A 23,734-nucleotide genomic window follows, 5' to 3' on the forward strand; every position below is an offset into this window, starting at 1 on the left:
TCGGTGGCGATGGCGGGGAGGGTCCGCCCGGTCCCATTCCGAACCCGGTAGCTAAGCTCCCCAGCGCTGATGGTACTGCACTCGCTAGGGTGTGGGAGAGTAAGACACCGCCGACACAATCCTCAAGTGGGGTGGGCAGGAGAAGGAATTCTCCTGCCCACCCCATTTTTCATGCCCAAAAACCCGCGGGAACCCCAGATGATGCCCGCCGACCGACGAACACCGCAGTAATCGCAATGCCGAGGACTGCGGTGCCCGTCTGAGCGGGAGTCAGCTGAGGCTGCGGCGGCGGAGTTCGAAGCAGAGGACCGCTGCGGCGCTGGCGACGTTGAGGGATTCGACCTCGTTGGCCATCGGGATCGACAGCGGCTGGGCGATGCGCTCCTCCACCTCGGTGGAGAGACCCGCGGTTTCGCTGCCGAGCACGAACACGGCGCGGTCACCGAAGTCGGTGTTGTAGAGGCTGTGCTCCGAGCCCGCGTCGAGCGCGTAGAGCGGGTAGCCGGCCTCGGTGAGCATCTCGGCCGCTTCGGCCGCGGTTCTGCTGCGCAGCACGGGAGCGTGGAAGGCGACTCCGGCGGATGCCTTGATGACCAGCGGGTCCAGTCCGGCCACGCCTCGGTGCGGCACGACGATGCCGCCGATGCCGGAGGCGGTGGCGGTCCGCAGGATCATGCCGACGTTGGCGGGAGTGGTCAGGCCGTCCAGCAGCAGGATGGTTCGCGGGGCGGTGGCGTAATCGGCGAGCGCGTCGGCGAGCGGCCGCATCTTGCGGGCGACGACGTCGGCCACGACGCCCTGGTCGTGACGTCCGTTGCCGGCCAGCACCTTCACCCGGTGCGCGCTCGCGCGCTGCACCTTCACGGCGCGGTCCGCGGCCGCCTCCTCGATCTCCGCGATGGCCCCACCGCGGAGTCCCTCCGCGACGATCACCTTGTCGACCCGCAGGTCGTAGTCGGCCAACGCCTCCAACACGGGCTTGCGGCCGTAGACGGTGACGAATCGGTCCTTCGGGGAAACTTCGCTGGTCACACCATCAAGTGTCACATGCCCACGTTGCGGCGCTGCGGGTGAACCCCTGGGTCCAGCGGGGATGTGTGCCAGGATCTCCGCATGCCCGATCGTCTTTCCGCCGTCGACGCCTCCTTCCTCTACCTGGAGGACCACACGACGCCGATGCACGTCGGCGGTGTCGCGGTTTTCCGCCGCCCTCGCGGCGATTTCGACTACGAGCACCTGCTGTCGATGGTGGATCGGCGGCTCGGTCTGGTGCCCCGGTACCGGCAGCGGGTGATGGAAGTTCCGGGGAGCCTGGCGCGTCCGGTGTGGGTGGACGATCAGGACTTCGACCTCACCTACCACGTCCGCCGGTCGGCGCTGCCGAAACCGGGCAGCGACGATCAGCTGCACGATCTGGTGGCGCGCCTGATGTCCCGCAAGCTCGACCACACCCGGCCGCTGTGGGAGCTGTACCTCGTCGAGGGGCTGTCGAAGAACCGGGTAGCGATCATCACCAAGACACACCAGGCGATGATCGACGGCATCGGCGCGATCGACATCGGACAGGTCATCTTCGACCTGCAGCGCAACCGCGAGATCGAGGACGTGGACTCGCTCTGGATGCCGCGACCGGCCCCGACCGTGGCGCAGCTGCTGGTGGAGGCGGCGACGGACGCGGTGCAGCGGCCGGGCGAGGTGGTGGAGAACGCCCGGGCCGCGATGGTCGACGCCTCGGCGACGGTGCAGAAGGTGACGCGCGCTCTCGGTGGCGTCGCTTCGGCCGTCCGGGCCGCGGTGGTGCCCGCGCCGAGCGGCCCGTTGAACGCGCCGACGTCGACGCAGCGGCGGTTCGCCGTGGCGAAGGCGAAGCTGGACGATCTGCGTGCGGTGCGGCGGGCGCACGGCAGCACGGTCAACGACGTGGTGCTGGCGGTGGTGGCCGGCGCTCTGCGCAATTGGTTGCTCTCGCGCGGTGAGGTGGTCACCCCGTCGACGACGTTGCGGGCCATGGTGCCGGTGTCGGTCCGCGACGAGGACGCCGAGGCGGACGCCGCCTACCAGGACACGGCGAGCCTCCCGGTCGGCACGGTCGGCAACAAGGTGTCGGCGTACCTGGTGGACCTGCCGGTGGGCGAGGGCAATCCGACGGTGCGGTTGCACCAGGTCAGCCATGCCATGCGGGCGCACGCCGAGTCCGGCCAGTCGGTGGCCGCGGACACGCTGGTGAAGGTCAGCGGTTTCGCTCCGCCGACGCTGCACGCGCTCGGCGCGCGGGTGGCCAACGAGTTCTCGGACCGGTTGTTCAACGTGCTGGTCACCAACGTCCCGGGGCCGCAGGTGCCGCTGTACGCGGCTGGGGCGAGGATGGTGGAGATGTTCCCGGTGGTGCCGCTGGCCAAGAACCAGTCGCTGTCGGTCGGTGTGACCTCGTACAACGGCGCGGTGTACTTCGGGCTGAACGCGGATCGGGACGCGATGCCCGACGTCGGCGTGCTGGCGGCGATGATCGGTGAAGCTGTAGACGAGATGATCGGGACGGTCGACGCATGAGGATTTACCTGCCTGCCACGCTGCCGATGCTGCAGCAACTGGTGGCGGACAAGCAGATGCAGCCGCTGGGCGGGACGGCGTTCGCGCTGACTCCGGCGCTTCGCGAGTCCTACGCGACCGGCGACACCGAAGAGCTGGAGTACGCCGCGATGCGGGAGGCCGCTCGTGCCTCGTTGCGGCTCCTGGCCGCTGACGAGGAAGGCAAGATCGAGCAGCGGCGCGTGGTGATCTCCGCCGACGTGGACGACGTGACGCTGCGGCCGGATCTCGACCACGCGGTGGTGAAGGTGTCAGGCCCGGTGATCTGGAAGCAGCTCGCGGCCGTGCACGTGGACACCGCCGAGGCCGAGGACGCGGTCCGGTCGGCGGCCGAGGTCATCGACGCTGCCGACCTGGGAGACCCGGACGCGGAGTTCGCCCTCGGCGACGCCGAGGATCACGAACTCGCCTGGTACGCGCCGCAGGAAGTCCCGTTCCTGCTCGAACTGATGTGATCAGCGCGGCGGCTGCGCCATCGGCGGGAGGTCGTCGAAGACTCCGACCTGGGCGGCCGGGGGCGAGTGGATGTCCACCGGAGTTCCCCAGTCGCGGTAGGTGGAGGTGAGCGAGACCTCGCCTGCCTGGGCGATGTTGGTGGTGGCGGCGAACTTGGCCGGGAGGCCCTGCTCGTCGACCCACAGCTGGAAGCCGAGTTCGCGCTCGCCGTCCTCGGCGGCCCGTTGGAAGCGTTCGCGCTGCTGCTCGTCCGGGGCGATCTTGGCGGCTTCCTCGGTGAGGATCCGCAGGTCGTAGCGGGTGGTGGGCCGGCCGTCGACGGTGTCGGGCGCAGATCCCTGGATGCGGGTGGCCTGCTCGACGCCGCTGAAGGTGGCGCGCGGGTCGACCGATTCGTGCAGCTGGTTCAGGGCGGGGCTGAGCAGCTTCGAGCCGAAGTCCGTGCCGTCCTGGGAGATCTTCAACCACGGCTTGGTCGCGTCCGGCCGGGCCAGCGGGGTGTTGAGGTAGCCGACCTCGTCCACGATGGACACGGCGAGCTCCTCGGTGCGCGCGTTGCGGGTCTTGCCGTCGAGCGCCAGGTCGGCCTGCGGGCCCCGGTACCTGACCGCTCCGTCGGCATCGAGCTGCCCGACCATCCCGAGGCTTCCGGTCATGGTGGCGAGCGCGGTGCCGTGCGCGTTGATCTTGTTGATCGTGTCGGCCAGGACGGCCTCGGCGACCGGACGTGGATCGGGACGGGCCATTGGCAGTGCCGCGTGTGGTTGGTGGTGCTCACCGCTGGTGCAGGCGTTGAGCGTTGCGGCAAGGGCGAGACAAGCGGACAGCACCGCAGTCCTGGTGCAGGCACGGGGCATCGGGCGTGCTCCTCGGCGGGTGGCGGATGGCTTGGGCGTCGTCGCTGGCCAACGCTAGCAACGAAGTTCCAACCCCACCGGGAACGTGCTTTCCCATTAGGGGGATGGGGCGAGCCCTGCGGGCGCCACTTTCGTCAAGCCTCGTCGAGACCGGCTCGGGAGCGCAGGAGGCGGCGGAGCGAGGCGAGCTGGTCGCGGCTGCCGCCTTCCTCGGTGTAGGTGTCGAGGTAGCAGTCGGGGTCGTCAGCCCCGCCGAGGTGGCCGCAGTTCGGCGGGCATTCCTCGGCGGCTTCGGCGAAACCCTCGAACGGGGCGATCACGTCGTCGGCGGTGACGTGGGCCAGGCCGAAGGAGCGGATACCGGGTGTGTCGACGACCCAACCTTGGCCGGGCAGCGCCAGCGCGACCGCCGAGGTCGAGGTGTGGCGGCCCTTGCCGACCCCGCTGACCTCGCCCGTGGCTCGTTCGGCGTCCGGGACCAGCTTGTTGACCAGCGTGGACTTGCCGACGCCGGAGTGGCCGACGAGCGCGGAGACCCGGCCGGCGAGCTTGTCGCGCAACTCCTCGGGTTCGGCGTCGAGGCTGGTGATGGTGATCGGCATGTCCAGCGACGAGTAGCTGGCGATCCACTCACCGGGGTCGGCCAGGTCGGCCTTGGTCAGGCACAGCACCGGCGACAGCCCGCCCGCGTAGGCGGCGACCAGGCAGCGGTCGATGAATCCGGGGCGCGGTGGCGGATCGGCGAGCGCGGTGACGATGATCAGCTGTTCCGCGTTGGCGACGACCACTCGTTCGTAGGGGTCGGTGTCGTCTGCGGTGCGGCGCAGCACGCTGGCGCGGTCGGCGACGCGGACGATGCGCGCGAGCGTGTCGGGCTTGCCGGAGACGTCGCCGACGACGCCCACCAGGTCGCCGACGACGACCGGGGTGCGTCCGAGCTCGCGGGCTCGCATGGCGGTGACGACGCGGTCCGGGTCGCCGTCGAGCGCGACGGTCCACCGGCCTCGGTCGACGGCGATGACCATGGCCTCGGCGGCGTCGGAGTGCTTTGGCCGCTGCTTGCTGCGCGGCCTGCTGCCCCTCCCGGGGCGCACCCGCACGTCGGACTCGTCGAGGTTCCGCCAGCCGCGCTTGCTCATCTGCGAGCCCCCGGGATCATGCGGGCTCACCGAGCATCGCGGTCCACATCCCGGGGAAGTCCGGGATGGTCTTGCTGGTGGTGGCGATGTCCTCGACCATCACGCCGGGCACCTTGAGCCCGAGGATCGCGCCCGCGGTGGCCATCCGGTGGTCGGCGTAGGAGCACCACTCAGCGCTGGTCAGCGGCCGAGGGTCGATGATCAGGCCGTCCTCGGTCTGCTGAGCCTTGCCACCGAGCTTGTTCAGCTCGGTCTCCAGGGCGGCGAGCCGGTCGGTCTCGTGGCCGCGCAGGTGCGCGATGCCGCGCAGGCGGGACCGGCCGGAGGCGAGAGCGGCCAGCGCGGCGACGGTGGGGGTGAGTTCGCCGACGGCGCGCAGGTCGATGTCGACCGGTGCCAGTTCGTCGGGGCCCGTGACGGTCAGGCCGTCGGAGTCGAGGCGGACGTCGGCGCCCATCTTGGTGAGGATCTCGCGGATCGCGTCGCCGGGCTGGGTGGTCCGGGCCGGCCAGCCGGGCACGGTGACGGTGCCGCCGGTGACGGCCGCGGCGGCCAGGAACGGGGTCGCGTTGGACAGGTCGGGTTCGACGTCCGCGTCGAGCGGGCTGATCGGCCCGGGTTCGACGCGCCAGGTGTTGCGCTGGGAGGCGTCGACGATGACTCCGGCGTCGCGCAGCATCGCGACGGTCATCTCGATGTGCGGCAGCGACGGCAGCGGAGGGCCGGAGTGCCGAACGGTGACGCCCTTGTCGAAGCGCGGGCCGGACAGCAGCAGGCCGGAGACGAACTGCGACGACGCCGAGGCGTCGATGGTGACCGTGCCGCCGGTCAAGTTCCCGCTGCCGCGCACCTCGAAGGGCAGGGAGTCGCCGGTGATGTCGGCGCCGAGCTCGCGCAGCGCGTCGAGCACGGTGCCCAGCGGTCGTGCGCGGGCCTGCGGGTCGCCGTCGAAGGAGATCCGCCCGGTGGCCAGTGCGGCGACCGGGGGCAGGAAGCGCATCACGGTCCCGGCCAGGCCGCAGTCGACCTGCGCAGGTCCGCGCAGGTCGGCCGGGGTGACCTGCCAAGAGCCGTCCGGGCCTTCGGTGATCGTGGCGCCCAGCGAGCGCAGCGCCGAGGCCATCAGCTCGGTGTCCCGGCTGCGCAGCGGTGCGCGCAGCGCGGAGGGCCCGTCCGCGAGCGCGGCGAGCACGAGAGCCCGGTTGGTGATCGACTTCGATCCGGGCAGCGGGACGGTCGCGCGCACCGCGCCGGCGGCGGCGGGAGCAGGCCAGAGCTGGGTCATGCACCAATGATCCCGCATTCCACCCTGGTATTTCAGCGCCGGGGCGGTCAGGAGCTCGCCTGGGATGAACGGGACTGCCAGGATGAAGTGGACACGCCGTCAACTCGCGGGAGGTTGGACTCCGGATGTGCGGCAGATATGCCTCCAGCAAGGATCCCGGGAAGCTCGCGGCGGAGTTCGCCGCCTTGGACGCCACCGGCGGTGCGGCGCCGGGCGCGGACTTCAACGTCGCCCCCACCAAGCGGGTGCTGACGGTGGTGCAGCGGCATCCGCAGGACGGGACCGGGGATGCCGATCTGCAGCGGACGGAGCGGTCGATCCGGGTGATGCGCTGGGGCCTTGTGCCGTTCTGGGCGAAGGACAAGTCCATCGGCAGCCGGATGATCAACGCCAAGTCGGAGACGGTGACCAGCAAGCCCGCGTTCCGCAGCTCGATCAAGCGCTACCGCTGCCTGGTCCCGGCGGACGGGTGGTACGAGTGGAAGCGCGCGGGCGGCGCGAAGCAGCCGTACTTCATGACCCCGCCGGACGGTTCGAGCCTGGCGATGGCGGGCATCTACTCGACCTGGCGGGAGGACGACGAGGCCGAACCGCTGGTGACCTGCTCGGTGCTGACCGCGTCGGCGGTGGGCCAGCTGACCGACGTGCACGACCGGATGCCCCTTCTGCTGCCGCAGGCGGCGTGGGCGCACTGGCTGGATCCCGATCAGCCGGACGTGTCGGACCTGCTCGCGCCGCCGTCGCTGGAGATCGCGGAATCACTCGAGGTCAGGCCGGTTTCCACGGCGGTCAACAGCGTCCGCAACAACGGTGTGGAACTGCTCGATCGCGTGTCTCTCGACGCGCGTGAAGAGGCGGTAGGTTTGGACCGGGAGAAGTAGTCGAGTCGAGGTGAGAGCGGATGTGTGGTCGCTACGCCGTGCGGCGGGACCCGGCGGCCTTGGCCGAGGAGTTCGCGGCCGCTGATCGCACCGAGGGCGCGACCGGCGCGGACTTCAACATCACGCCCACCAAGATGGTCCCGATCGTGGTGCAGCGCGGCGCCGAGCGCAGCATGCGGCCGGTGCGCTGGGGTCTGGTGCCGACCTGGGCCAAGGAGGCCGGCGGCGGTCCGCCGATGATCAACGCGCGGGCGGAGACGATCACCGTCAAACCGGCCTACGCCGAGTCCGCGCGGCGGCGCCGCTGCCTGATGCCCGCGACGGGTTGGTACGAGTGGAAGCCCGGTGACGAGCGTCGGCAGCCCTACCTGTGCCGGCGTCGAGACGGCGCGAGCATGGCGATGGCCGCGGTGTTCTCCGCGTGGTGGGACCCGAGAACGGCCGGTCAGCCGCTGGTGACGTGCGCCGTGGTCACCACCGACGCGGTCGGCGAGCTCGCCGACGTCCACCACCGGATGCCGCTGGTGCTGCCCGAGGAGCGCTGGGCGGACTGGCTGGATCCCACGCGGAGCGAAATCGACGAGTTGCTGCACCCCGATCCCGGCGTGCTCGGCGAGTTGGCGCTCCACCCCGTGTCGACTGAGGTGAACAGCGTGCGCAACAACCATCCCGACCTCCTGGAACCCGCCGATCCGGTGCCCGAGCCGGCTGAGCAAGCGGCGTTGTTCGAGTCATGACCAGCATCGAGGTCGACACCCCGCACGGCCCGGCACGGGCCGACTTGCACTGCGCTGAAGAAGGTCGTGCCGCGCTGCTGCTCGGGCACGGCGCGGGTGGCGGCATCAACGCGCCCGACCTGGTGGCGGCGACTCGCGCGGCCACCGACGCCGGGGCGCACGTGGCGCTGGTCGAGCAGCCCTACCGGGTGGCGGGCCGCCGGGCTCCGGCACCGGCCAAGCAGCTGGACGCGGCGTGGCTGGCGGTGGTCGAGGACCTCGGTGAGCGCTGGTTCGCGGATCTGCCGCTGATCTTCGGCGGGCGTTCCTCAGGGGCGAGGGTGGCCTGCCGCACCGCGGATGCGGGTGAGGCGGAGGCGGTGCTGTGCCTGGCGTTCCCGCTGCACCCGCCGGGCAAGCCGGAGAAGTCGCGGGCGTCGGAGCTCGACGCGGTGGAGAACCCGGTGCTGGTCGTGCAGGGTGAGCGCGACGCGTTCGGCAGGCCTGAGCCGACGCACAACCGCGAGGTCGTGCTGGTGGCCGGGGACCACTCGCTCAAGGCGGATGTCGATGCGGTGCACCGGGCGACGTCGGAGTGGCTGACGAGGGTGCTGCGGCTGATCGGCTGACGTCGCTCCGGCGAGTGTTCTCGCCTCGTGGAGCCATGTGCTCCGTTTTCTTCCTGTGCAGGTAGGAGCCTTGGCCTCGTACCGTGATCACCATCTGAAATTCGCCGCATTGCTCTGCCGTGTCCGGAGACCCCAACATCGGTCGGCGCTGGCCCCCGAGCTAGTGCAACCGGACAGGGGTGATTCCCCCGATCTTGTCCGGCGCGGGGTGCGGCTGTTGCGCGGCAGCGGCACCAGGTGCCGGGGGGAGCGGTCCTCCGGGGTCGCTCCCCTCGGGCCCGCTCAGGCCGAGATCTCGGCGAAGGTGGCTCCCAGCAGGTTCGCCAGTTCGCACGGGGGCAGCTCGATCTCCAGTCCCCGGCGTCCCGCGCTGCAGAAGATCGTGTCGAAGGCCCGAGCGGAGGTGTCGATGACGACTGGAAGGCGCTTCTTCTGGCCCAGCGGGGAGATGCCGCCCGCGACGTAGCCGGTGGCTCGTTCCGCCGCGGAGACCTCGGCCATCTTGGCCTTCTTGCCGCTGGCGGCAGCGGCGAGGGCTTTCAGGTCGAGTTGGCCCGTGACGGGAACCACACCGACCGTGAGGTGGCCGTCGACGTCCGCGACCAGCGTTTTGAACACTCGACCGGGTGGCTGGCCGAGTGCTTCCGCTGCTTCCAGGCCGAACGACTCGGCACGCGGGTCGTGGTCGTAGGCGTGCACGCGGTGCGTCACGCCCTTCTTGGTCAACAGCGCCGTCGCCGGTGTTCCCCTGCCTGCCACGCACGTCACTGTAGAGCCCGGAATAGCGCGCCCGGACACGTGTGTTGAACCCAGCGTGACGATGGATTCGACGAACACCTGCGTGCTGGACCGCCCCCCGCGCCCGCAGCTGTCGCCGCCGGGAAATGGCAGGACAGCGCGGGTATCCTCGAACACGGACCATGCGAAGGAGTGCATGGGTGCGTCGTCCGCCGCCACATCGTCCGGACGGCGGGAAAGGAGCCTGGTGCCTAGCACCCCAGAGGACTCTGCCAACACCGCGCGCACCGACGCTGCCACCGCGCAGGACGTCGAGCGCGCGGAGGAGACCGACGAGCAGCGCGCGGCCCGCTTCGAGCGGGATGCGATGCCGCTGCTGGACCAGCTCTACGGTGCGGCGCTGCGGATGACCCGCAACGCTCAGGACGCCGAAGACCTCGTCCAGGAGACCTACCTGAAGGCGTTCTCGGCGTTCAAGTCCTTCACGCAGGGCACGAACCTGAAGGCGTGGTTGTACCGGATCCTCACCAACACCTACATCAACGGCTACCGCAAGCGGCAGCGACAGCCGCAGCAGCAGCCGACCGATGAGATCGCCGACTGGCAGCTCGCGCAGGCCGAGAACCACACGTCGACGGGACTGCGCTCGGCCGAGGTCGAGGCGCTGGACCGCTTGCCCGACACCGATGTGAAGGCCGCCCTGCAGCTGCTGGCCGAGGAGTTCCGCATGGTCGTGTACCTCGCGGACGTGGAAGGCTTCGCTTACAAGGAGATCGCCGAGATCATGGGCACCCCCATCGGCACCGTCATGTCGAGGTTGCACCGTGGTCGCAGGCAGCTGCGTGAGATGCTCACCGACGTCGCCCGTGATCGAGGCTTCATGCGGGAGACCCAGCAGGAGGTGAGCACTTCATGAACTGCGGTGAGCCGGACGAGGCATCCTGCCAGGACGCGCTCGCCGAGGTGTGGCTGTTCCTGGACAACGAGTGCGACCAGGCGCGGCGCGAGGCCGTGCAGCGTCACCTCGATGGTTGCGGAACGTGCCTGGAGCACTTCGGCATCGAGGAACACCTGAAGGCGTTGTTGCAGCGCAAGTGCAGCGGTGAGCACGCTCCCACGGAGCTCAAGGACCGCCTGCGCTCGTCGATCCGCGAAGCGGTCCTGAGCAAGGCCGAGATCACCGTCGAGCACGGGCCAGAAGGAACCTCAGTAGAAGTACGAGCCAAGAAGGCTTAGACCTCGTGGAGCGCTCCGCGTGGGCGCGCGGGTAGCGCAACCCTGACGCGGCGCCTGGGCTCCGGGCGCCTGGGCTCCGGGCGCATGCCGACGTCGTCGAGGCGTCCCGCCCGTGCGGTGCGAGCTGCTCAGGCTCGAAGCAAGAACCTCCGGTGCTTGGTGCCCTCAGTGCTTCTCCCGCCGGGCTACCCAGGCTGCTGCTTGGGTTCTGCGTTCCATGCCGAGCTTCGCCAGGACTGCGGTCACGTAGTTCTTGACGGTCTTCTCCGCGAGGAACAGGCGTTCGGCGATCTGGCGGTTGGTCAGGCCCTCGCCGATCAGCTCGAGCACCTTGCGCTCCCGCTCGGTGAGGGCGGCGAGCTCATCGGGTTCCGGGCTGCTGGACTGGCGCAGGTGTTCGAGCACCCGCCCGGTCGTGACCGGGTCCAGCAGCGACCGGCCGGCGGCGACCTCGCGGACCGCGTTCACCAGGTCTTGGCCGCGCACCTGCTTGAGCAGGTAGCCCGACGCACCCGCGTTGATCGCGCCGACCAGCGCCTGCTCGTCGTCGAATGCCGTCAGGACCAGGCAGTACGGCGCCTCGGCCAAAGCCCGCAGCTTGCGGCACAGCTCCAGCCCGTCGCCGTCGGGCAGCCGCATGTCGATGACCGCGACGTCCGGCGCGGTGGCCTGAGCACGCGCCAGCGCCTCGCCGACACCACCGGCCTCGGCGACGACCTCGACGTCGGGTTCGGTGTCCAGCAGGTCTCGCAGACCTCGCCGGACGACCTCGTGATCATCGACCAACAGCACCCTGACCGCCACGACGTCCACGCTAATGGGCGCCGGTGGCGGTCCGCGCGGCAGTGTCGCTTTTCGGGCTACTTCATCTTCGCGTTCTTCGCGTTCTTGGCGCCGGTCTTCTTCGCGGTCCTCTTGGCGATGCGGGCGCTCTTGCGGGCCCGGTAGCCGACGCTGGGCTTGCCGCCGGTGTCGACCGCGGCGAGCAGCACCCCGCCGAGCAGACCGAGGTTCTTCAGGAAGTGGATCTGCTGCTCGGAGCGCAGCTGCGGGTCCTGCTCCTCCCAGAAGCGGTGCGCGGCCAGGGTGGTCGGGACGATGCTGCCCGCCAGCAGCAGCGACGCCAGTCGCGGGAACTTGCCCAGCGCCAGCAGCGCGCCCGCGCCGATCTTCACCGCGGCGTCGAAGCGCACCAGGGTCTCGGGGTCGGTCGGAACCTGCTCGGGCAGCGCGTCGCGCACGGGCTCGGTCGCCTTCTCCACCAGCGGCGCAGCGCCCTTGGCGTGGTTCGGGGTGTCCTTGAGGGCACCGATCCCACCCATGATGAAGATCGAGGCCAGCATCGGACGAGCCAGACGGCGGATCAGCATCGGGGGAACCTCCTAGATGGGTCGTCTTGAGCCCGACGGTACTTTTCAGGGCCCCGTTCCGCCTGGCAACCGGGCGTCAGTGCAGATCGACCTGGGCGAACACTTCGTCCCAGGCGGCTGCGACCTGGCGGGCGCACAGCTGCGGGACTGCGCCGCCGATTCCGGTGCCCAGGCCGGGCATCGCGATCGAGTGCACCACCCGGTGCACCGGGGCGCCGTTGTCGAGCACCGCGCTCGCCCAGAGCCGCAGCATCGCGCGCGCCGCGAGGTAGGGGTGCACGGTGTCCGCGGGCAGCGTCTCCCCGGGCTCGCGCATCGTCGGTGCGCTGATCAACCAGATCGGGTTGGGGACACCGGTGGGGACCAGCAGCGCTTCGCCCACCGGCAGCTCACCACCGTGGTAGGCGAGCACAGCGCTGCGCACCCGTTCCTCGACCTCTGGGAAGGCGCGGGCGTACACCGCGTCGATGCCGCCGCGCATCCAGCCGTAGGAGTTGGCGGGGCTGACGACGGCGTCCACCTGAACGTCGAGAACCGAGCCTTGATGAACGGAAATGCCGGGCCGGCTTTCCGCGATCTCCTGCCATGCAGCGGCCAGCGGCTCGTCCAACGCGCACAGGACGAGCTGCAGCTCCGGCTCCGCTCCCCCTGCCGATGAGCGCCCCGAATCTGCGGTCACGCCTCACAGCATCGCAGGAATGCGCCGCGTAGTGGCATTGGGTAGGTCACATCCGCGACGACGTGGCGTTTAGCCCCGCGGAGCGAGGCCGAAACGGTCACGGAGCGTGGAAACCCCTCAGTAGCCGTTGAAAAGCGTTCACGTGGCCCAGCCCGGGCGGCCTTGCGCGCCCCGTAATCTGGGCGGGTGCCAGAAATCGCCTACCTCGGCCCGCCGGGAACCTTCACCGAGCAAGCGACTCGGCTGCTGACCGCCGACTTCGACGCCGAACTCATGCCCTGCGAAACCGTGCCGGTCGCGCTGGCAGCGGTGCGCTCGGGGGAGGCCCTGGCCGCCGGGGTGCCGGTGGAGAACTCCGTGGAGGGCTCCGTTCCGGCCACGCTCGACGCGCTGACCGAGGACCATCCGCTGATCGCGGTCAAGGAGGTCGTGATCCCGGTCCAGTTCGACGTGTTCGCCCGGCCGGGGATGAGGCTGGGGGAAGTCGGGACCGTCGCGAGCCATCCGCACGCGCTGGCGCAGGTGCGCGGCTGGCTGGCCGAGGCGCTGCCGAAGGCCGACGTCCGCGCGGTCAGCTCGACCGCCGCTGCGGCCGCCGCCGTCGCCGACGGCGAGTACGACGCGGCGATCTCCGCGCCGGTGGCTGGTGAGCACTACTCGTCCCTCCAGCGGCTGGCGACCGGCATCGCCGACGTCCGCGATGCGGTCACGCGATTCCTGCTGGTCCGCAGGCCGGGGACGTTGCCGGATCCGACCGGCGCGGACCGGACGTCGATCTGCGCGGTGATCGGCGACGAGGTCGGCACGCTGTCGGACATGCTGGCCGAACTGTCGCTGCGCGGCATCAACCTGAGCCGGATCGAGTCCCGGCCGGTCAAGGACCACTTCGGGCGCTACCGCTTCTACCTGGAATTCGACGGGCACGTGGCCGACGCGCGGATCGGCGAGGCGATGGCGGCGTTGCAACGTCGCTGCGACTCGGTGCGCTTCCTCGGTTCGTACCCGAAGGCGGACCGGAAACCCGCGTCGGTGCGGCCGGCTTCGTCGGAGCAAGCGTTCCGGAACGCGGCCGAGTGGTTGGCCGCCGTGCGTGCGGGGAGGCTCGCGTGAGTGATTTCGAGTTGGCAGCGCCGGAGGGCGTGCGGCTGGTGCTGGCCCGCCACGGGCAGACCCCGGCGAACGTCGCCAAGCTGCTCGACACCCTTCCGCCGGGCCCGGGGCTGACCGAGCTCGGTCGGCAGCAGGCCGAGGAGCTCGCCGAGCGGTTGGCCGCGCGCGAGGACAAGATCGTCGCGGTGCACGCCAGCGGGGCGCGTCGCGCGCAGGAGACCGCTGAGCCGGTCTCGCGGCGGTTGGGCCTGCCGTTGCAGCTGGCGGAGGGCACGCACGAGGTCTTCGTGGGTGAGTTGGAGGGGCTGGGTGGTCCGGCGCTGGAGGTCTTCGACGACGTCTACGCCCAGTGGCACGGCCACGACCTGGACGTGCCGATGCCCGGTGGCGGGGAATCCGGCCGCGACGCGATCACGCGGTTCCTCAACGGTGCCCGCACCGCCCTGGAGGGCGTGTCCGAGGGCACCGTGGTGATGGTCAGCCACGGCGCGATGCTGCGGTTGGTCGCGGGCGTGCTGGTCGAGGAGGTCACGGGTGCCGAGGCCGACTCGCTGCACCTGCCCAACACCGGTTTGATCGTGATCGAGTCCGACCCGACGACCGGCACCGGCTGGCGCTGCCTCACCTGGGACGGCCTGCTCTAGACCGGTCAGCGGGCGGGTGTCGGTGGTGGGTCCTACGGTGCGGCTCGTGGTCGACCCGAATGCGCAGATCGGCGTGCTGGCCGCCGAATCCCTCGAGTTCTTCGTCGGAGCCGTGGACCGGGTCCCGGCCGATCGCTGGGACGAGCCCTCCAACCTCGACGGCTGGAGCGTGCGCGACCTCGTCGGGCACGTCACCGGCAGCGCGACGAAGATCGCGGCTCTGCTGGAGGACGGGGAGGTGTCGAACACCCCGTCCGAACCCGCCGACTGGGTGTGCGCGGACCCCGCTGCGGAGTTCCGCGAGTCGCCGAGCGGATCCGGCGCGCGATGCCAGGAGCCGACCTGGAGTCGGCGCGGCCTTCACCGGCCGGGGAGGTGCCGCTGCGCCAGGCGCTGGCGTTCCCGGTCGCCGATCTCGCCATGCACGGCTGGGACCTGCACCGCAGCTGCGGGCGCTCGGTCGAGCTGCCCGCGGGCCTCGAGGCGTTCTGCCGGGCGTTGATCGACTCCGTGCTCGAGCAGGCCATGCGGCGGCCGGGTGGCCTCGCCCCGGCCAAGACCGCGCCCGAGCGGGCGACCTCGACCGAGCGGCTGATGGCCGACCCGCTCCGTGGACTGAGGGTCGTTCGGGGATGTTCTGCTGAGCGGTGCCAGTAGCACAACCTGAGCGGGTCCGTGGACGCCGTGCGCCGCTCGTGGTGCATGCACGCGGCGTCCCGGCGTCCTCGCCGCGAAACCGCTCAGGACCCGCGGTGGTGCAGGGCTGAGTCCCACAACTGGAACAGCGCACCGCCGCGTTCCTCAACAGCTCCCTAGCCCCAGCCGAGTTCGTGGAGCCTGTCGTCGTCGACGCCGAAGTGGTGGGCGATCTCGTGGACCACGGTGATGGCCACTTCGCCGACGACCTCCTCCTCGTCCTCGCACATGGCCAGCAGCGGATCGCGGAAGATCGTGATCGTGTCCGGCAGGACGCCGCTGTAGGTGTGGTCGCGTTCGGTCAGCGCGATGCCCTCGTAGAGGCCCAGCAGCTCGGGTTCCTCGGGGTGGGCGTCCTCGACCAGCACCACGACGTTGTTCATCGCGGTCGCGAACTCCGGCGGGAGCCGGTCCAGGGCTTCGCCCACCAGCTCGTCGAAGCGAGCGCGGGTCATCTCCACCGCCATGTCAGCGCGGCTGCTCGGTGGCGGGGGCGCCCGGCTCGGTCGGTGCCGTGTTCTGGCCGGCCGGGGCCGTGCCGACCTGCACCCGGCGCTTGACGCTGCCGGTCACCGGCGCGAGCCCGCTGCCGTCGGGGAGCTGCGCGCTCAGCTTGCAGTTGACCTGCCGCGAACCGGCTGCCCAGCTCTGCTCGGACAGGGTGTCCCAGTAGACGATCAGGCCCTTGTCCTTGGCCGTCGTCGGCCCGCCCGCGTAGGCCGCGGTCAGCTCCTCGCACTTGGTGGCAAGGAAGCCGTCCTGGTCGTTCTCCGACGGGAAGTCATCCTTGAACTGCTCGCCCAGGTTGATCACGGCGCTGAGCTCCACCGCGTGCGGTCGTCCGCAGTCGACCGGGTCCCAGACCTGGGTGCCGTTGATGCCCAGGCAGCGGCCCGCCGGGTAGACGTTCGACTGGTCCATCTTCGAGGCCTCGCCGGTGATCGGGAACAGCTTCCCCGACGGGCCCGGCTGCTGCAGGCCGCAGTGCAGCGTGCGGTCGCCGTCGGCCCAGCCCTCCTGGCTGGGCGTGAAGGCGCCGACGGTGAAGCGCCCCTCCTCGTCGAACTTGCCGCCCAGGTACTGGGCGGAGACCTCGATGCAGCGCTGCTGCTTGACGTCCTGCCACTGCTGCGTGCTCGGGAATGGCGCGGTCGGGCCGAACTCCTTCAGGTCGTACGGGCCGGTGACCTCGAACAGGTGCGGCTCGGCGCAGGTGACCTTGCGGATGTCCGCGGCGTCCGGCTCGGTCCAGTTCAGGCATTCACCGGCGCGCGTCTCGAAGACGACCTCGGGCGCGGGCGCCTCACCGATCCCGGCCGGGCCACCGACCTTGCCGGACTCCATCGGCCAGTTCAGCAGGATGCTGACCGTCAGGATCAGCAGTGCACCGACCGCGGCCGCGACCATCACCAGCTTGGCGTTGGGCGGCTTGCGGCGGGGTTCGGGTGTGCGCTCGGGCGGGACCATCGAACCCATCATGCCTGGCTCGGATGTGGGCTGGTAGCGACCCGCGCAGGAAGCGGAGAGGAAAGGAATTCATTCGTTGCCGTGAGCGTCCGTTCTTTGAGTAGTGTGGTGCTTGGGAGTGGGGCAATGACGGAGAATGGCGAGCCAGTGTCAGACAACGAGCAGCCGCAGGGAGGCTCATCCCCGGACGAGCCGACCCAGCAGACGCCGGGGGACGCCCAGAGGCGGATCCGCTACCAGGACCCCCAGAGCACGACGCCGCGCGAGCCCACGCTGGCCGAGCAGAAGGCCAGGCAGATGGCCGAGCAGCGTCGTGCCGAGGCTGAGCGCGCCGAGCAGGCCGCAGCCGCTGCGAAGACGGCCAAGCGCCGGAAGATGCTGATCGGCGGCGGTGCGACCGTCGGTGTCGTCGCGCTGGTCGCTGCGATGTACTCGGCGTCCGAGGTCAGCGCGCAGGCCAACGCGTCGACCGAGTACTGCGCTACGGACCAGAACGGTCAGCCCGGTGTTCGCGACCAGGACAACTACTGCGACGAGAACTACGTCAACAGCCAGGGCGGCTACTCCCACGGCGGCATGTTCTTCATGCCGATCATCCTGCCCGGGGGTGGCTTCGGCGGTCATCAGTCCTACCGGTACGCCTACACCCCGGCGGGCACGGCCCCGCCTGCGATCGGTTCCCCGGCGGCGGGATCGACGTTCAACAAGCCTTCCGGTAGCACCGTGAAGAACACCAAGGGCTCGACCATCCAGCGCGGTGGGTTCGGGATCTCCAGCAAGTCCGGTAGCAGCGGGAGCTGACGAGTGAAGCGCAAGATCGGGGCCCGGCGCCCGGACTGGCAGTCGAAGGTCGAAGAGCTCGGGCTCGTCTTCGGGACCCCCGCGCGCGCCGCCGACGGCAGCAACCGGCCCTACTGGGACGAGGGCGTGCACTACGAGTTCAGCCTCGACGAAGTCCTCTCGCTGGAGGCCGACGTCGAACTGCTGCACTCGATGTGCCTGGACGCCGTCGACCACGTGATCACCACCGAGCGGTACAAGGACTTCGGCATCCCCGAGTGGGTGCGGCCGCACATCGCCGAGTCCTGGCGCCGTCGCGACCCGCACCTCTACGGGCGCTTCGACCTGCGCTACGACGGCTCCGGGCCCGGCAAGCTGCTGGAGTACAACGCCGACACGCCGACCTCGCTGCTGGAAGCCGCGGTCGTGCAGTGGCACTGGCTCACCGAGGTCCACGACGGCGACGACCAGTGGAACTCCATCCACGAGAAGCTGGTGGAGCGCTGGGCCGAGATCAAGCCGCAGCTGGCGACCAACGAGGTGCACTTCACCTGGTCCGCCCAGGAGCACACCGGTGAGGACAACATCACCGCCGCCTACCTGCAGGAGACCGCCGCCGAGGCGGGCCTGAACACCGTCGGACTGGCCATCGAGGAGATCGGCTGGGACAGCCTGCTGGAGCGCTTCGTCGACCTCGAAGAGGCGCCGATGAACACCGTCGTCAAGACCTACCCCTGGGAGTGGATGGTCGACGACGAGTTCGGCAAGCACGCGATCACCACGCTGCCGGCCACCCAGTGGGTCGAGCCGCTGTGGAAGATGCTGCTGTCCAACAAGGCGCTGCTGGCGATCCTCTGGGAGATGCATCCCGGGCACCCCAACCTGCTGCCCACCTACCTGGACCAGCCCGGACTGCTGACCGAGTACGTGCGCAAGCCGAGGCTCGGCCGCGAGGGCAACAACATCACCATCGCTGCGCCCGGCTGGGAGACCGAGACCGGCGGGTTCTACGGCGAAGAGGGATTTGTCTACCAGGCGTTCGATCCGCTGCCCGAGTTCGACGGGATGCGGCCTGCGCTCGGGGCTTGGATCGTCGGGGACGAGTCCGCCGGGTTGGGTATTCGGGAGACCGCTGGGCTGATCACCGATGATGGCGCGGCCTTCGTCCCGCACCGCATTCCTCAGTGATCGGGTTCGTCGCAGCTGCTCCGCGGTCTGACTGCTTGGTGGCGCGGGTTCGCCGACAACCACTCAGCAGCCTTGCCGCTGGGCGGTCTCGGGAGCGGAACCTCGCACAGATGCACGGCGCTCCCGCTGTCCCCCAGAAGACGTCTGAGGACCCGCGGCGGTGCCGGTTGCTCGGGTGGGGCGCGGCGAGAACGACTCTGCCCAGGAGGAATGGTCTCCGCCGCCTTGGGGCACCCTGGGCACGGTCGGTTTTGGTGGGCCGACTACGCTGACCAGCTGTGATCGACCTGAAGACGCTACGCGATGATCCGGAAGCGGTGCGCGCGTCGCAGCGCGCACGTGGTGAAGACGCGTCCCTGGTGGACGCGCTGCTGTCCGCCGACGAGCGTCGCAGGTCCGCGGTGTCCCGGGCGGACAACCTGCGCGCCGAGCAGAAGCAGTTCGGCAAGCAGGTCGGCAAGGCCAAGGGCGAGGAGCGCGACGCGCTGCTGGCCCAGGCCAAGGATTTGGCCGCGCAGGTCAAGGAGGCCGAGGCCGAGCAGTCCGAGACCGATGCCGAGCTGCTGCGGCTGCAGAAGGCCGTCTCCAACGTCGTCGAGCCCGACGTGCCGCCGGGTGGCGAGGACGACTTCGCGGTGCTCAAGCACGTGGGCGTCCCGTCGGAGTTCGACTTCGAGGTCAAGGACCACTTGGAGCTGGGCAACGCGCTGGGCGCGTTCGACATGGAGCGCGGGGCGAAGGTCGCCGGCGCTCGCTTCTACTTCCTCACCGGAATCGGCGCGCAGCTGGAGCTGGCGCTGCTGAACATGGCCGCCGCGCAGGCCACCGCCGCCGGGTTCACGCTGGTCGTGCCGCCGGTCCTGGTGCGTCCGGAGATCATGGACGGCACGGGGTTCCTCGGCGCCCACTCCAGCGAGGTGTACCGGCTGGAGGAGGACGACGCCTACCTGGTGGGCACCTCCGAGGTCCCGCTGGCGGGCTACCACTCGGGCGAGATCCTGGACTTCGCCGGCGGTCCCGCGCGCTACGCGGGCTGGTCGACCTGCTTCCGCCGCGAGGCCGGCTCCTACGGCAAGGACACCCGCGGCATCATCCGCGTGCACCAGTTCAACAAGCTCGAGATGTTCGTCTACTGCCGGGAAGAGGACTCCCGCGACGAGCACCAGCGCCTGCTGGCCTGGGAAGAGGAGATGCTGGCCAAGATCGAGGTGCCGTACCGGGTGATCGACACCGCGGCCGGTGACCTCGGTTCCAGCGCGGCCCGCAAGTTCGACTGCGAGGCGTGGGTGCCGAGCCAGGAGACCTACCGGGAGTTGACGTCGACCTCGAACTGCACCACGTTCCAGGCGCGACGGCTCAACACCCGCTACCGCGACGCCGACGGCAAGACCCGCTTCGCGGCCACCCTCAACGGCACCTTGGCGACCACCCGCTGGATCGTGGCGATCCTGGAGAACCACCAGCAGGCCGACGGTTCCGTCCGGGTGCCAGAGGCGATGCGCCCGTTCCTCGGCGGCCTCGAGGTCCTCGAACCCAAGTGACCGCAGGCTGGAACTGCGACGAGACCCCGGTTCCGCCGGGGTCTCGTCGTTTCTCGGCCTGAACCTCTCAACGCACGGCGGAGGCGAGGTTTCGGTCGAGGGTGCTGCGGACCAGGGCAGCGGCGAACCTCGCGAGGTCGTGGCCCTCGACCAGATCGGCGAGCTTGTCCGGGTCACTGGGCAACCCCAGCTTCTTCGCGCCGCTGAGGGCCTTGCCGTCGAAGTAGGGGCGGAGTTCGGGCCAGACGAGCTGAGCCTCGCGGCAGAAGATGTCGGCGCCGACCGGGCCCAGGCGCGGCAGGTCCATCAGGAGCTCGCGCAGCTCCTCCGGATCGCCGCCGGACTTGGCCCGGAGTTTCCGCAAGTCACCGTGGTACTGGTCGAGGAGCAGCTCGGCTCCTTCGCCCAGTGCGGTGGAAGTGCTCTCGTCGTAGCGCCGGTAGTGCGCGCGGCCGAGGGCGTCGACGCGCTGCTGCCAGGTGGCGTCGAACATCTTCTGCGGGCTGTTCCACTGCGCCAGCTCCCTGGCGGCGTCCACCGCGATGCCCGCCTTGATCCGCGTCGACAGCAGCACCGAGAGCACCGCCAGCCGGTACAGCGGTGAGGGCTTGTTGGCCAGCGTGATCCCGGCTTCGCTGGCGAAGCTGGTCCCCGCCTCGTCGAGCAGGGTCTGCACCTTGGTCCGCACCGACAACGTCACCACCTCCTGCCGACGACGGATACCCACGCCGATGGGGTGGCACACCTGGGAATTCCCCCAGCGGGTTGCTTCGCCCAGCGGCGCTGGCGGCCGAACCCGGGGCGCGCTCTACAGCTCGGGGAGGACCTCGGTGGCGATCTCCTCGACCGTGGACTCCTTGCCCGCGTACGGGCTGTCGGCTCGGGGCCAGTGGGTGATGACGTCGGTGAAGCCGAGTTCGTCGGCGCGGCCGACCACGTCGCGGAAGTGCTCAACACTGGACAGCGAGAACTCCGGTGCGGCGTCGACCTGCAGGTACCGGTGCACCTTCGCCGGGTCGCGGCCCTGCTGGTGGCAGATGTCGGTGAAGCGCAGCGACAGTTCCGCGACCGCGCGCCACCAGCTCTCCAGGTCATCCCCGCCTCGACCGGTGGTCACCCAACCCTGGCCGTACTGCGCGGCCAGCTGCATCGAGCGGGTGCCGTTGGCGGCCACCACGAACGGGATGCGCGGCAGCTGGACGCAGCCGGGCGCGCGACGTGCCTGCACCGCCGAGTAGTAGGTGCCGTCGTAATCGGTGACGTCGAAGCGCAGCACGTGGTCGAGGAGTTCGATGAACTCCGCGAATCGGTCGGAACGCTCCGGCGGTGTGAGCTCGGGCTGACCGAGCACGCTCGCGTCGAACCCGGTTCCGCCCGCGCCGACGCCGAGGGTGATGCGGCCGTCGGCGATGTCGTCCAGAGCGGTCAGCTCGCGGGCGAAGTGCACCGGGTGCCTGAAGTTCGGCGAGGCGACCAGCGTGCCGAGCCGGATCGTCGAGGTGACGGTGGCGGCGGCGGTCAGCGTGGGCACGGCGTCGTACCAGGCCTTGTCCACGAGCGAACGCCAGCCGAGGTGGTCGTAGGTCCAGGCGTGGGCGAAGCCGTACTCCTCGGCCATCCGCCACAGCGGCTCGGCAGCCCACCAACGGTGTTCGGGCAAGATCACGATCCCAACGCGCACGGGTAGACGGTACTGGTCCCGCCCAACGGCGTTCGACCCGATCAGGTGACGAACGTCCCTTCCTCCTCTTACCAGCCACGACGCCCACGAGCCGGGGCGGCGGGCATGATGGGGCGCGTGCGTGAACCTGGCCTGGTGGCATCAGACGTGGACGGAACCCTCCTCGACCCGATGGAGGAGGTTTCCGCCCGGACAGTGGCCACGGCTGGCCGGGTCGCCTCATCAGGAACGCCGTTCGTGCTGGTCACCGGCCGTCCGCCGAGGTGGATGCCGCGCGTGGTCGCCGCGCTCGGGGTGTCCGGCATCGCGGTGTGCGCCAACGGCGCGGTCACCTACGACACCGCCGCCGACCGGGTGCTGCACAGCCACGACATCGATCCGGTGACGCTGCACGACGTGGTGCGTGAGCTGCGGCGCGAGCTGACCGGCTGCGCGTTCGCGGTCGAGCGCGCGACCCGCAGCGCCCACGACGACCTGCGCGAGCAGTTCCTCGCCGAGGCCGAGTTCCACCGCGGCTGGATGAACACGGACATCCGCGTCGCGCCCACCGACGAGATGACCGGCAAGCCCGCGATGAAGCTGCTGGTGATGAACCCGGGTATGAACAGCGCCGAGCTGTCGGCGGCTGCCGCCGAGATCATCGGCGACCGGCTCCAGTCCACCTACTCGACCGAATCGGGCCTGATCGAGTTCTCCGCGCCAGGTGTGGACAAGGCGGCGGGGCTGGCCGCGGTGGCGGCGGAACTCGGCATCGCGCGGTCGGAGGTGATCGCCTTCGGCGACATGCCCAACGACGTCCCGATGCTCACCTGGGCCGGTCACGGCGTGGCCATGCGCAACGCCCACCCGGACGCCCTGGCGGCGGCAGACGAGGTCACCACGACCAACGCGGAGGACGGCGTCGCCGAGGTCCTCGAACGCTGGTGGTGAGGCGGTCCGGCCCGAACCGCCCACGACCGTCCGGTCGGTTCCGACCACGACCGCCCGTCTCAGCGACCGGGTGCCCGCTGGGCGTCGTACGCCTGGGACCTGATGCTTCCGAGCTGGTCGTAGCCGCTCTTGCCGGGGCAGGCCGTGTAGGCGGCGTCGCGGTGGCCGAAGATCGTGGGCAGCGTGACCTCCGTGCCTGCCGGGTACTTCGAGCCCTGGGGCGCAGCGGAGAGCAGGCGGGTGGTGCCGTCGGCCGGAACGCCCTTGGTCTTGAGCTTCCAGGCAACCACGTCCGCCACCGAGCGCACCGTCTGCGCGGAGGGCGTCACGGCGTCGTGGTGGCCCATCATCGAGATGCCGAAGGTGTGGTCGTTGAACCCGCGCACGTGACCGCCGATCACCTCGCCCGCGAAACCGCCCGTGCGGCCTTCGAAAACGGTGCCGCACTTGTCCACCAGCGCGTGGTAGCCGATGTCCCCCCAGCCCAGCTCGACCGCGTGGTACTGGTAGATGCCGCGCACGATCCTGGCGGACTCGTCGCAGGTGTAGTCGTTGGTGCCCGCGGTGTGGTGCACGACGGCGGCCTTGGTGGAGGTCGGCTCGACCGGCCATGTCATCTTCGACTCGTCAGCTCCCCACTGCGCGCGGGTGACCACCGGCGGAGCGCCCGCGACGGGCGTGCTGATCTCAGGAGGGACGGCCTGCCGGCCGGGGTCGATGCCGATGAACTGCAGCTGTTCGGTGATGTCCTGACCGCGCTTGTCCGCGCGGACCTGCACGTCGTTGCTGCGGCCGGTCCACATCGGCTGGCTGCCGCCTTCCTCGGCTTCCAGCGGAATCCACGGACCCCAGCCCTCCGAGGTGCGGGTGCGCACCTCGACGCGGTCCGGTGCCGGGCCTCGCCAGGTGAGTCCGACCAGTTCGAAGGGCTTTTCGCTGTGCACCTCGCGGACCGCGGCCCGGGTGGTGGCCACGTCGCGCAACGCGATTCGGACGGTTTGCGCCTCGGGCGGTTCGGAGGTGGGACCCGCGGCGCCGGGAGGCCCGGAGAGCGGAAGAGCGGCCATGGTCAGCAGGGCGGTGGCCGCCAGCCTCGGGAGTGCGGACCGAAAACGCATGGGC

At 70.2% G+C, this 23,734-nt stretch carries 27 protein-coding genes, 1 rRNA gene and 1 pseudogene; 16 read left to right on the plus strand and 13 right to left on the minus strand.

From position 1 onward, the window contains the following. A 5S ribosomal RNA gene (gene rrf, locus E1161_RS13965) occupies window positions 1-116 on the plus strand. Window positions 117-270: 154 nt separating this feature from the next. On the opposite strand, the gene E1161_RS13970 is transcribed toward rrf, so the two are convergent. Beyond that, complete coding sequence (locus E1161_RS13970; RefSeq protein WP_132623433.1) at window positions 271-1,032, minus strand: TrmH family RNA methyltransferase; 762 nt, start codon at window positions 1,030-1,032, stop codon at window positions 271-273. Window positions 1,033-1,113: 81 nt separating this feature from the next. Between E1161_RS13970 and E1161_RS13975 the strand changes: the two genes are divergently transcribed. After that, window positions 1,114-2,550, plus strand: coding sequence for a WS/DGAT/MGAT family O-acyltransferase (locus E1161_RS13975; RefSeq protein ID WP_132623435.1), 1,437 nt, complete (start codon window positions 1,114-1,116; stop codon window positions 2,548-2,550). Next, window positions 2,547-3,044 (plus strand): DUF6912 family protein, encoded by a 498-nt coding sequence (locus E1161_RS13980; protein ID WP_132623437.1) that lies wholly within the window; start codon window positions 2,547-2,549, stop codon window positions 3,042-3,044. The genes E1161_RS13975 and E1161_RS13980 overlap by 4 nt, the downstream gene beginning before the upstream one ends. Here E1161_RS13980 and E1161_RS13985 read toward each other — a convergent pair whose 3' ends face one another. The 3 genes from E1161_RS13985 to aroA form a co-directional block, all read right to left on the minus strand. Then, window positions 3,045-3,902, minus strand: a complete 858-nt coding sequence (locus E1161_RS13985) for a hypothetical protein (RefSeq protein WP_132623439.1) — start codon at window positions 3,900-3,902, stop codon at window positions 3,045-3,047. Between the two features lie 134 nt (window positions 3,903-4,036). Then, window positions 4,037-5,041 (minus strand): ribosome small subunit-dependent GTPase A, encoded by a 1,005-nt coding sequence (gene rsgA / locus E1161_RS13990; RefSeq protein WP_132623441.1) that lies wholly within the window; start codon window positions 5,039-5,041, stop codon window positions 4,037-4,039. A gap of 16 nt (window positions 5,042-5,057) precedes the next feature. After that, window positions 5,058-6,326 carry a 3-phosphoshikimate 1-carboxyvinyltransferase gene (gene aroA / locus E1161_RS13995; RefSeq protein ID WP_132623443.1) on the minus strand — a complete coding sequence of 423 codons (1,269 nt, stop codon included), beginning with the start codon at window positions 6,324-6,326 and terminating at the stop codon, window positions 5,058-5,060. 125 nt (window positions 6,327-6,451) lie between these two features. Here aroA and E1161_RS14000 point away from each other — a divergent pair, with 125 nt between their 5' ends. The 3 genes from E1161_RS14000 to E1161_RS14010 are packed head-to-tail and all read left to right on the plus strand — an operon-like array spanning window position 6,452 to window position 8,552. Further along, window positions 6,452-7,207, plus strand: coding sequence for an SOS response-associated peptidase (locus E1161_RS14000; protein ID WP_132623445.1), 756 nt, complete (start codon window positions 6,452-6,454; stop codon window positions 7,205-7,207). Window positions 7,208-7,227: 20 nt separating this feature from the next. Then, window positions 7,228-7,944 carry an SOS response-associated peptidase gene (locus E1161_RS14005; RefSeq protein ID WP_132623447.1) on the plus strand — a complete coding sequence of 239 codons (717 nt, stop codon included), beginning with the start codon at window positions 7,228-7,230 and terminating at the stop codon, window positions 7,942-7,944. Next, the gene (locus tag E1161_RS14010; RefSeq protein ID WP_132623449.1) at window positions 7,941-8,552 is read left to right on the plus strand and encodes an alpha/beta hydrolase family protein; all 612 of its coding nucleotides are present in this window, start codon (window positions 7,941-7,943) and stop codon (window positions 8,550-8,552) included. The genes E1161_RS14005 and E1161_RS14010 overlap by 4 nt, the downstream gene beginning before the upstream one ends. 282 nt (window positions 8,553-8,834) lie before the next feature. On the opposite strand, the gene ybaK is transcribed toward E1161_RS14010, so the two are convergent. Further along, on the minus strand, window positions 8,835-9,311 hold the full coding sequence (gene ybaK / locus E1161_RS14015; RefSeq protein WP_132623451.1) for a Cys-tRNA(Pro) deacylase: 477 nt from the start codon (window positions 9,309-9,311) through the stop codon (window positions 8,835-8,837). A gap of 226 nt (window positions 9,312-9,537) precedes the next feature. On the opposite strand from ybaK, the gene E1161_RS14020 reads away from it, so the two are divergent. Together E1161_RS14020 and rsrA are read left to right on the plus strand one after the other, a co-directional pair. Next, window positions 9,538-10,206, plus strand: a complete 669-nt coding sequence (locus E1161_RS14020) for a sigma-70 family RNA polymerase sigma factor (protein ID WP_408011988.1) — start codon at window positions 9,538-9,540, stop codon at window positions 10,204-10,206. Then, the gene (gene rsrA, locus E1161_RS14025; RefSeq protein ID WP_132623453.1) at window positions 10,203-10,526 is read left to right on the plus strand and encodes a mycothiol system anti-sigma-R factor; all 324 of its coding nucleotides are present in this window, start codon (window positions 10,203-10,205) and stop codon (window positions 10,524-10,526) included. The genes E1161_RS14020 and rsrA overlap by 4 nt, the downstream gene beginning before the upstream one ends. A 165-nt stretch (window positions 10,527-10,691) precedes the next feature. Here rsrA and E1161_RS14030 read toward each other — a convergent pair whose 3' ends face one another. The 3 genes from E1161_RS14030 to E1161_RS14040 all read right to left on the minus strand — a co-directional run bounded on the left by E1161_RS14030 (window position 10,692) and on the right by E1161_RS14040 (window position 12,575). Continuing rightward, complete coding sequence (locus tag E1161_RS14030) at window positions 10,692-11,330, minus strand: response regulator (protein WP_132623455.1); 639 nt, start codon at window positions 11,328-11,330, stop codon at window positions 10,692-10,694. 56 nt (window positions 11,331-11,386) lie between these two features. Next, on the minus strand, window positions 11,387-11,896 hold the full coding sequence (locus E1161_RS14035; RefSeq protein WP_132623457.1) for a DoxX family protein: 510 nt from the start codon (window positions 11,894-11,896) through the stop codon (window positions 11,387-11,389). A gap of 76 nt (window positions 11,897-11,972) precedes the next feature. Continuing rightward, window positions 11,973-12,575, minus strand: a complete 603-nt coding sequence (locus tag E1161_RS14040) for a macro domain-containing protein (protein ID WP_132623459.1) — start codon at window positions 12,573-12,575, stop codon at window positions 11,973-11,975. A 186-nt stretch (window positions 12,576-12,761) separates the two neighbouring features. On the opposite strand from E1161_RS14040, the gene pheA reads away from it, so the two are divergent. The 4 genes and pseudogenes from pheA to E1161_RS28065 all read left to right on the plus strand — a co-directional run bounded on the left by pheA (window position 12,762) and on the right by E1161_RS28065 (window position 14,986). Continuing rightward, window positions 12,762-13,685 (plus strand): prephenate dehydratase, encoded by a 924-nt coding sequence (pheA, locus tag E1161_RS14045; RefSeq protein WP_132623461.1) that lies wholly within the window; start codon window positions 12,762-12,764, stop codon window positions 13,683-13,685. Then, window positions 13,682-14,329, plus strand: coding sequence for a histidine phosphatase family protein (locus tag E1161_RS14050; protein ID WP_132623463.1), 648 nt, complete (start codon window positions 13,682-13,684; stop codon window positions 14,327-14,329). Before pheA ends, E1161_RS14050 begins: the two co-directional genes overlap by 4 nt. A 112-nt stretch (window positions 14,330-14,441) precedes the next feature. Beyond that, window positions 14,442-14,537: pseudogene (locus E1161_RS28690) on the plus strand (maleylpyruvate isomerase N-terminal domain-containing protein); the annotation flags it as partial. A 119-nt stretch (window positions 14,538-14,656) separates the two neighbouring features. Next, on the plus strand, window positions 14,657-14,986 hold the full coding sequence (locus E1161_RS28065; protein WP_235875016.1) for a DinB family protein: 330 nt from the start codon (window positions 14,657-14,659) through the stop codon (window positions 14,984-14,986). 155 nt (window positions 14,987-15,141) lie between these two features. On the opposite strand, the gene E1161_RS14060 is transcribed toward E1161_RS28065, so the two are convergent. Beyond that, window positions 15,142-15,492 (minus strand): metallopeptidase family protein, encoded by a 351-nt coding sequence (locus E1161_RS14060; protein ID WP_132623465.1) that lies wholly within the window; start codon window positions 15,490-15,492, stop codon window positions 15,142-15,144. Window position 15,493: 1 nt separating this feature from the next. Continuing rightward, window positions 15,494-16,492 (minus strand): septum formation family protein, encoded by a 999-nt coding sequence (locus E1161_RS14065; protein ID WP_132623467.1) that lies wholly within the window; start codon window positions 16,490-16,492, stop codon window positions 15,494-15,496. 147 nt (window positions 16,493-16,639) lie between these two features. Between E1161_RS14065 and E1161_RS14070 the strand changes: the two genes are divergently transcribed. From E1161_RS14070 to serS, 3 genes are all read left to right on the plus strand, one after another. After that, window positions 16,640-17,293, plus strand: coding sequence for a hypothetical protein (locus tag E1161_RS14070; RefSeq protein ID WP_132623469.1), 654 nt, complete (start codon window positions 16,640-16,642; stop codon window positions 17,291-17,293). A 3-nt stretch (window positions 17,294-17,296) separates the two neighbouring features. Then, window positions 17,297-18,460: a glutathionylspermidine synthase family protein gene (locus E1161_RS14075; RefSeq protein ID WP_132623471.1), complete on the plus strand. Its 1,164-nt coding sequence runs from the start codon at window positions 17,297-17,299 to the stop codon at window positions 18,458-18,460. Between the two features lie 278 nt (window positions 18,461-18,738). Further along, window positions 18,739-20,001, plus strand: coding sequence for a serine--tRNA ligase (gene serS / locus E1161_RS14080; protein WP_132623473.1), 1,263 nt, complete (start codon window positions 18,739-18,741; stop codon window positions 19,999-20,001). 67 nt (window positions 20,002-20,068) lie between these two features. Here serS and E1161_RS14085 read toward each other — a convergent pair whose 3' ends face one another. Both E1161_RS14085 and E1161_RS14090 read right to left on the minus strand, forming a co-directional pair. Next, on the minus strand, window positions 20,069-20,722 hold the full coding sequence (locus E1161_RS14085) for an endonuclease (protein WP_408011989.1): 654 nt from the start codon (window positions 20,720-20,722) through the stop codon (window positions 20,069-20,071). A gap of 87 nt (window positions 20,723-20,809) precedes the next feature. Beyond that, window positions 20,810-21,682, minus strand: coding sequence for an LLM class flavin-dependent oxidoreductase (locus tag E1161_RS14090; RefSeq protein WP_132623475.1), 873 nt, complete (start codon window positions 21,680-21,682; stop codon window positions 20,810-20,812). Between the two features lie 117 nt (window positions 21,683-21,799). Here E1161_RS14090 and E1161_RS14095 point away from each other — a divergent pair, with 117 nt between their 5' ends. Beyond that, a complete protein-coding gene (locus E1161_RS14095) occupies window positions 21,800-22,612 on the plus strand; it encodes an HAD family hydrolase (RefSeq protein WP_132623477.1) in 813 nt (270 codons plus the stop codon). A 59-nt stretch (window positions 22,613-22,671) separates the two neighbouring features. Here E1161_RS14095 and E1161_RS14100 read toward each other — a convergent pair whose 3' ends face one another. Then, on the minus strand, window positions 22,672-23,730 hold the full coding sequence (locus E1161_RS14100) for a peptidoglycan recognition protein family protein (RefSeq protein WP_165939791.1): 1,059 nt from the start codon (window positions 23,728-23,730) through the stop codon (window positions 22,672-22,674). Window positions 23,731-23,734: the final 4 nt, after the last annotated feature.

It is taken from the genome of Saccharopolyspora aridisoli (assembly GCF_004348445.1).
Classification (GTDB): Bacteria; Actinomycetota; Actinomycetes; order Mycobacteriales; family Pseudonocardiaceae; genus Saccharopolyspora; species Saccharopolyspora aridisoli.

Bases quoted from the DNA above. Each gene is read 5' to 3' on its own strand.
- E1161_RS13975 (WP_132623435.1), top strand. From the start codon at position 1,114: ATGCCCGATCGTCTTTCCGCCGTCGACGCCTCCTTCCTCTACCTGGAG.
- E1161_RS13980 (WP_132623437.1), top strand. From the start codon at position 2,547: ATGAGGATTTACCTGCCTGCCACGCTGCCGATGCTGCAGCAACTGGTG.
- E1161_RS13985 (WP_132623439.1), bottom strand. From the start codon at position 3,902: ATGCCCCGTGCCTGCACCAGGACTGCGGTGCTGTCCGCTTGTCTCGCC.
- rsgA (WP_132623441.1), bottom strand. From the start codon at position 5,041: ATGAGCAAGCGCGGCTGGCGGAACCTCGACGAGTCCGACGTGCGGGTG.
- aroA (WP_132623443.1), bottom strand. From the start codon at position 6,326: ATGACCCAGCTCTGGCCTGCTCCCGCCGCCGCCGGCGCGGTGCGCGCG.
- E1161_RS14000 (WP_132623445.1), top strand. From the start codon at position 6,452: ATGTGCGGCAGATATGCCTCCAGCAAGGATCCCGGGAAGCTCGCGGCG.
- E1161_RS14005 (WP_132623447.1), top strand. From the start codon at position 7,228: ATGTGTGGTCGCTACGCCGTGCGGCGGGACCCGGCGGCCTTGGCCGAG.
- E1161_RS14010 (WP_132623449.1), top strand. From the start codon at position 7,941: ATGACCAGCATCGAGGTCGACACCCCGCACGGCCCGGCACGGGCCGAC.
- rsrA (WP_132623453.1), top strand. From the start codon at position 10,203: ATGAACTGCGGTGAGCCGGACGAGGCATCCTGCCAGGACGCGCTCGCC.
- E1161_RS14035 (WP_132623457.1), bottom strand. From the start codon at position 11,896: ATGCTGATCCGCCGTCTGGCTCGTCCGATGCTGGCCTCGATCTTCATC.
- E1161_RS28065 (WP_235875016.1), top strand. From the start codon at position 14,657: ATGCCAGGAGCCGACCTGGAGTCGGCGCGGCCTTCACCGGCCGGGGAG.
- E1161_RS14060 (WP_132623465.1), bottom strand. From the start codon at position 15,492: ATGGCGGTGGAGATGACCCGCGCTCGCTTCGACGAGCTGGTGGGCGAA.
- E1161_RS14065 (WP_132623467.1), bottom strand. From the start codon at position 16,492: ATGGTCCCGCCCGAGCGCACACCCGAACCCCGCCGCAAGCCGCCCAAC.
- E1161_RS14100 (WP_165939791.1), bottom strand. From the start codon at position 23,730: ATGCGTTTTCGGTCCGCACTCCCGAGGCTGGCGGCCACCGCCCTGCTG.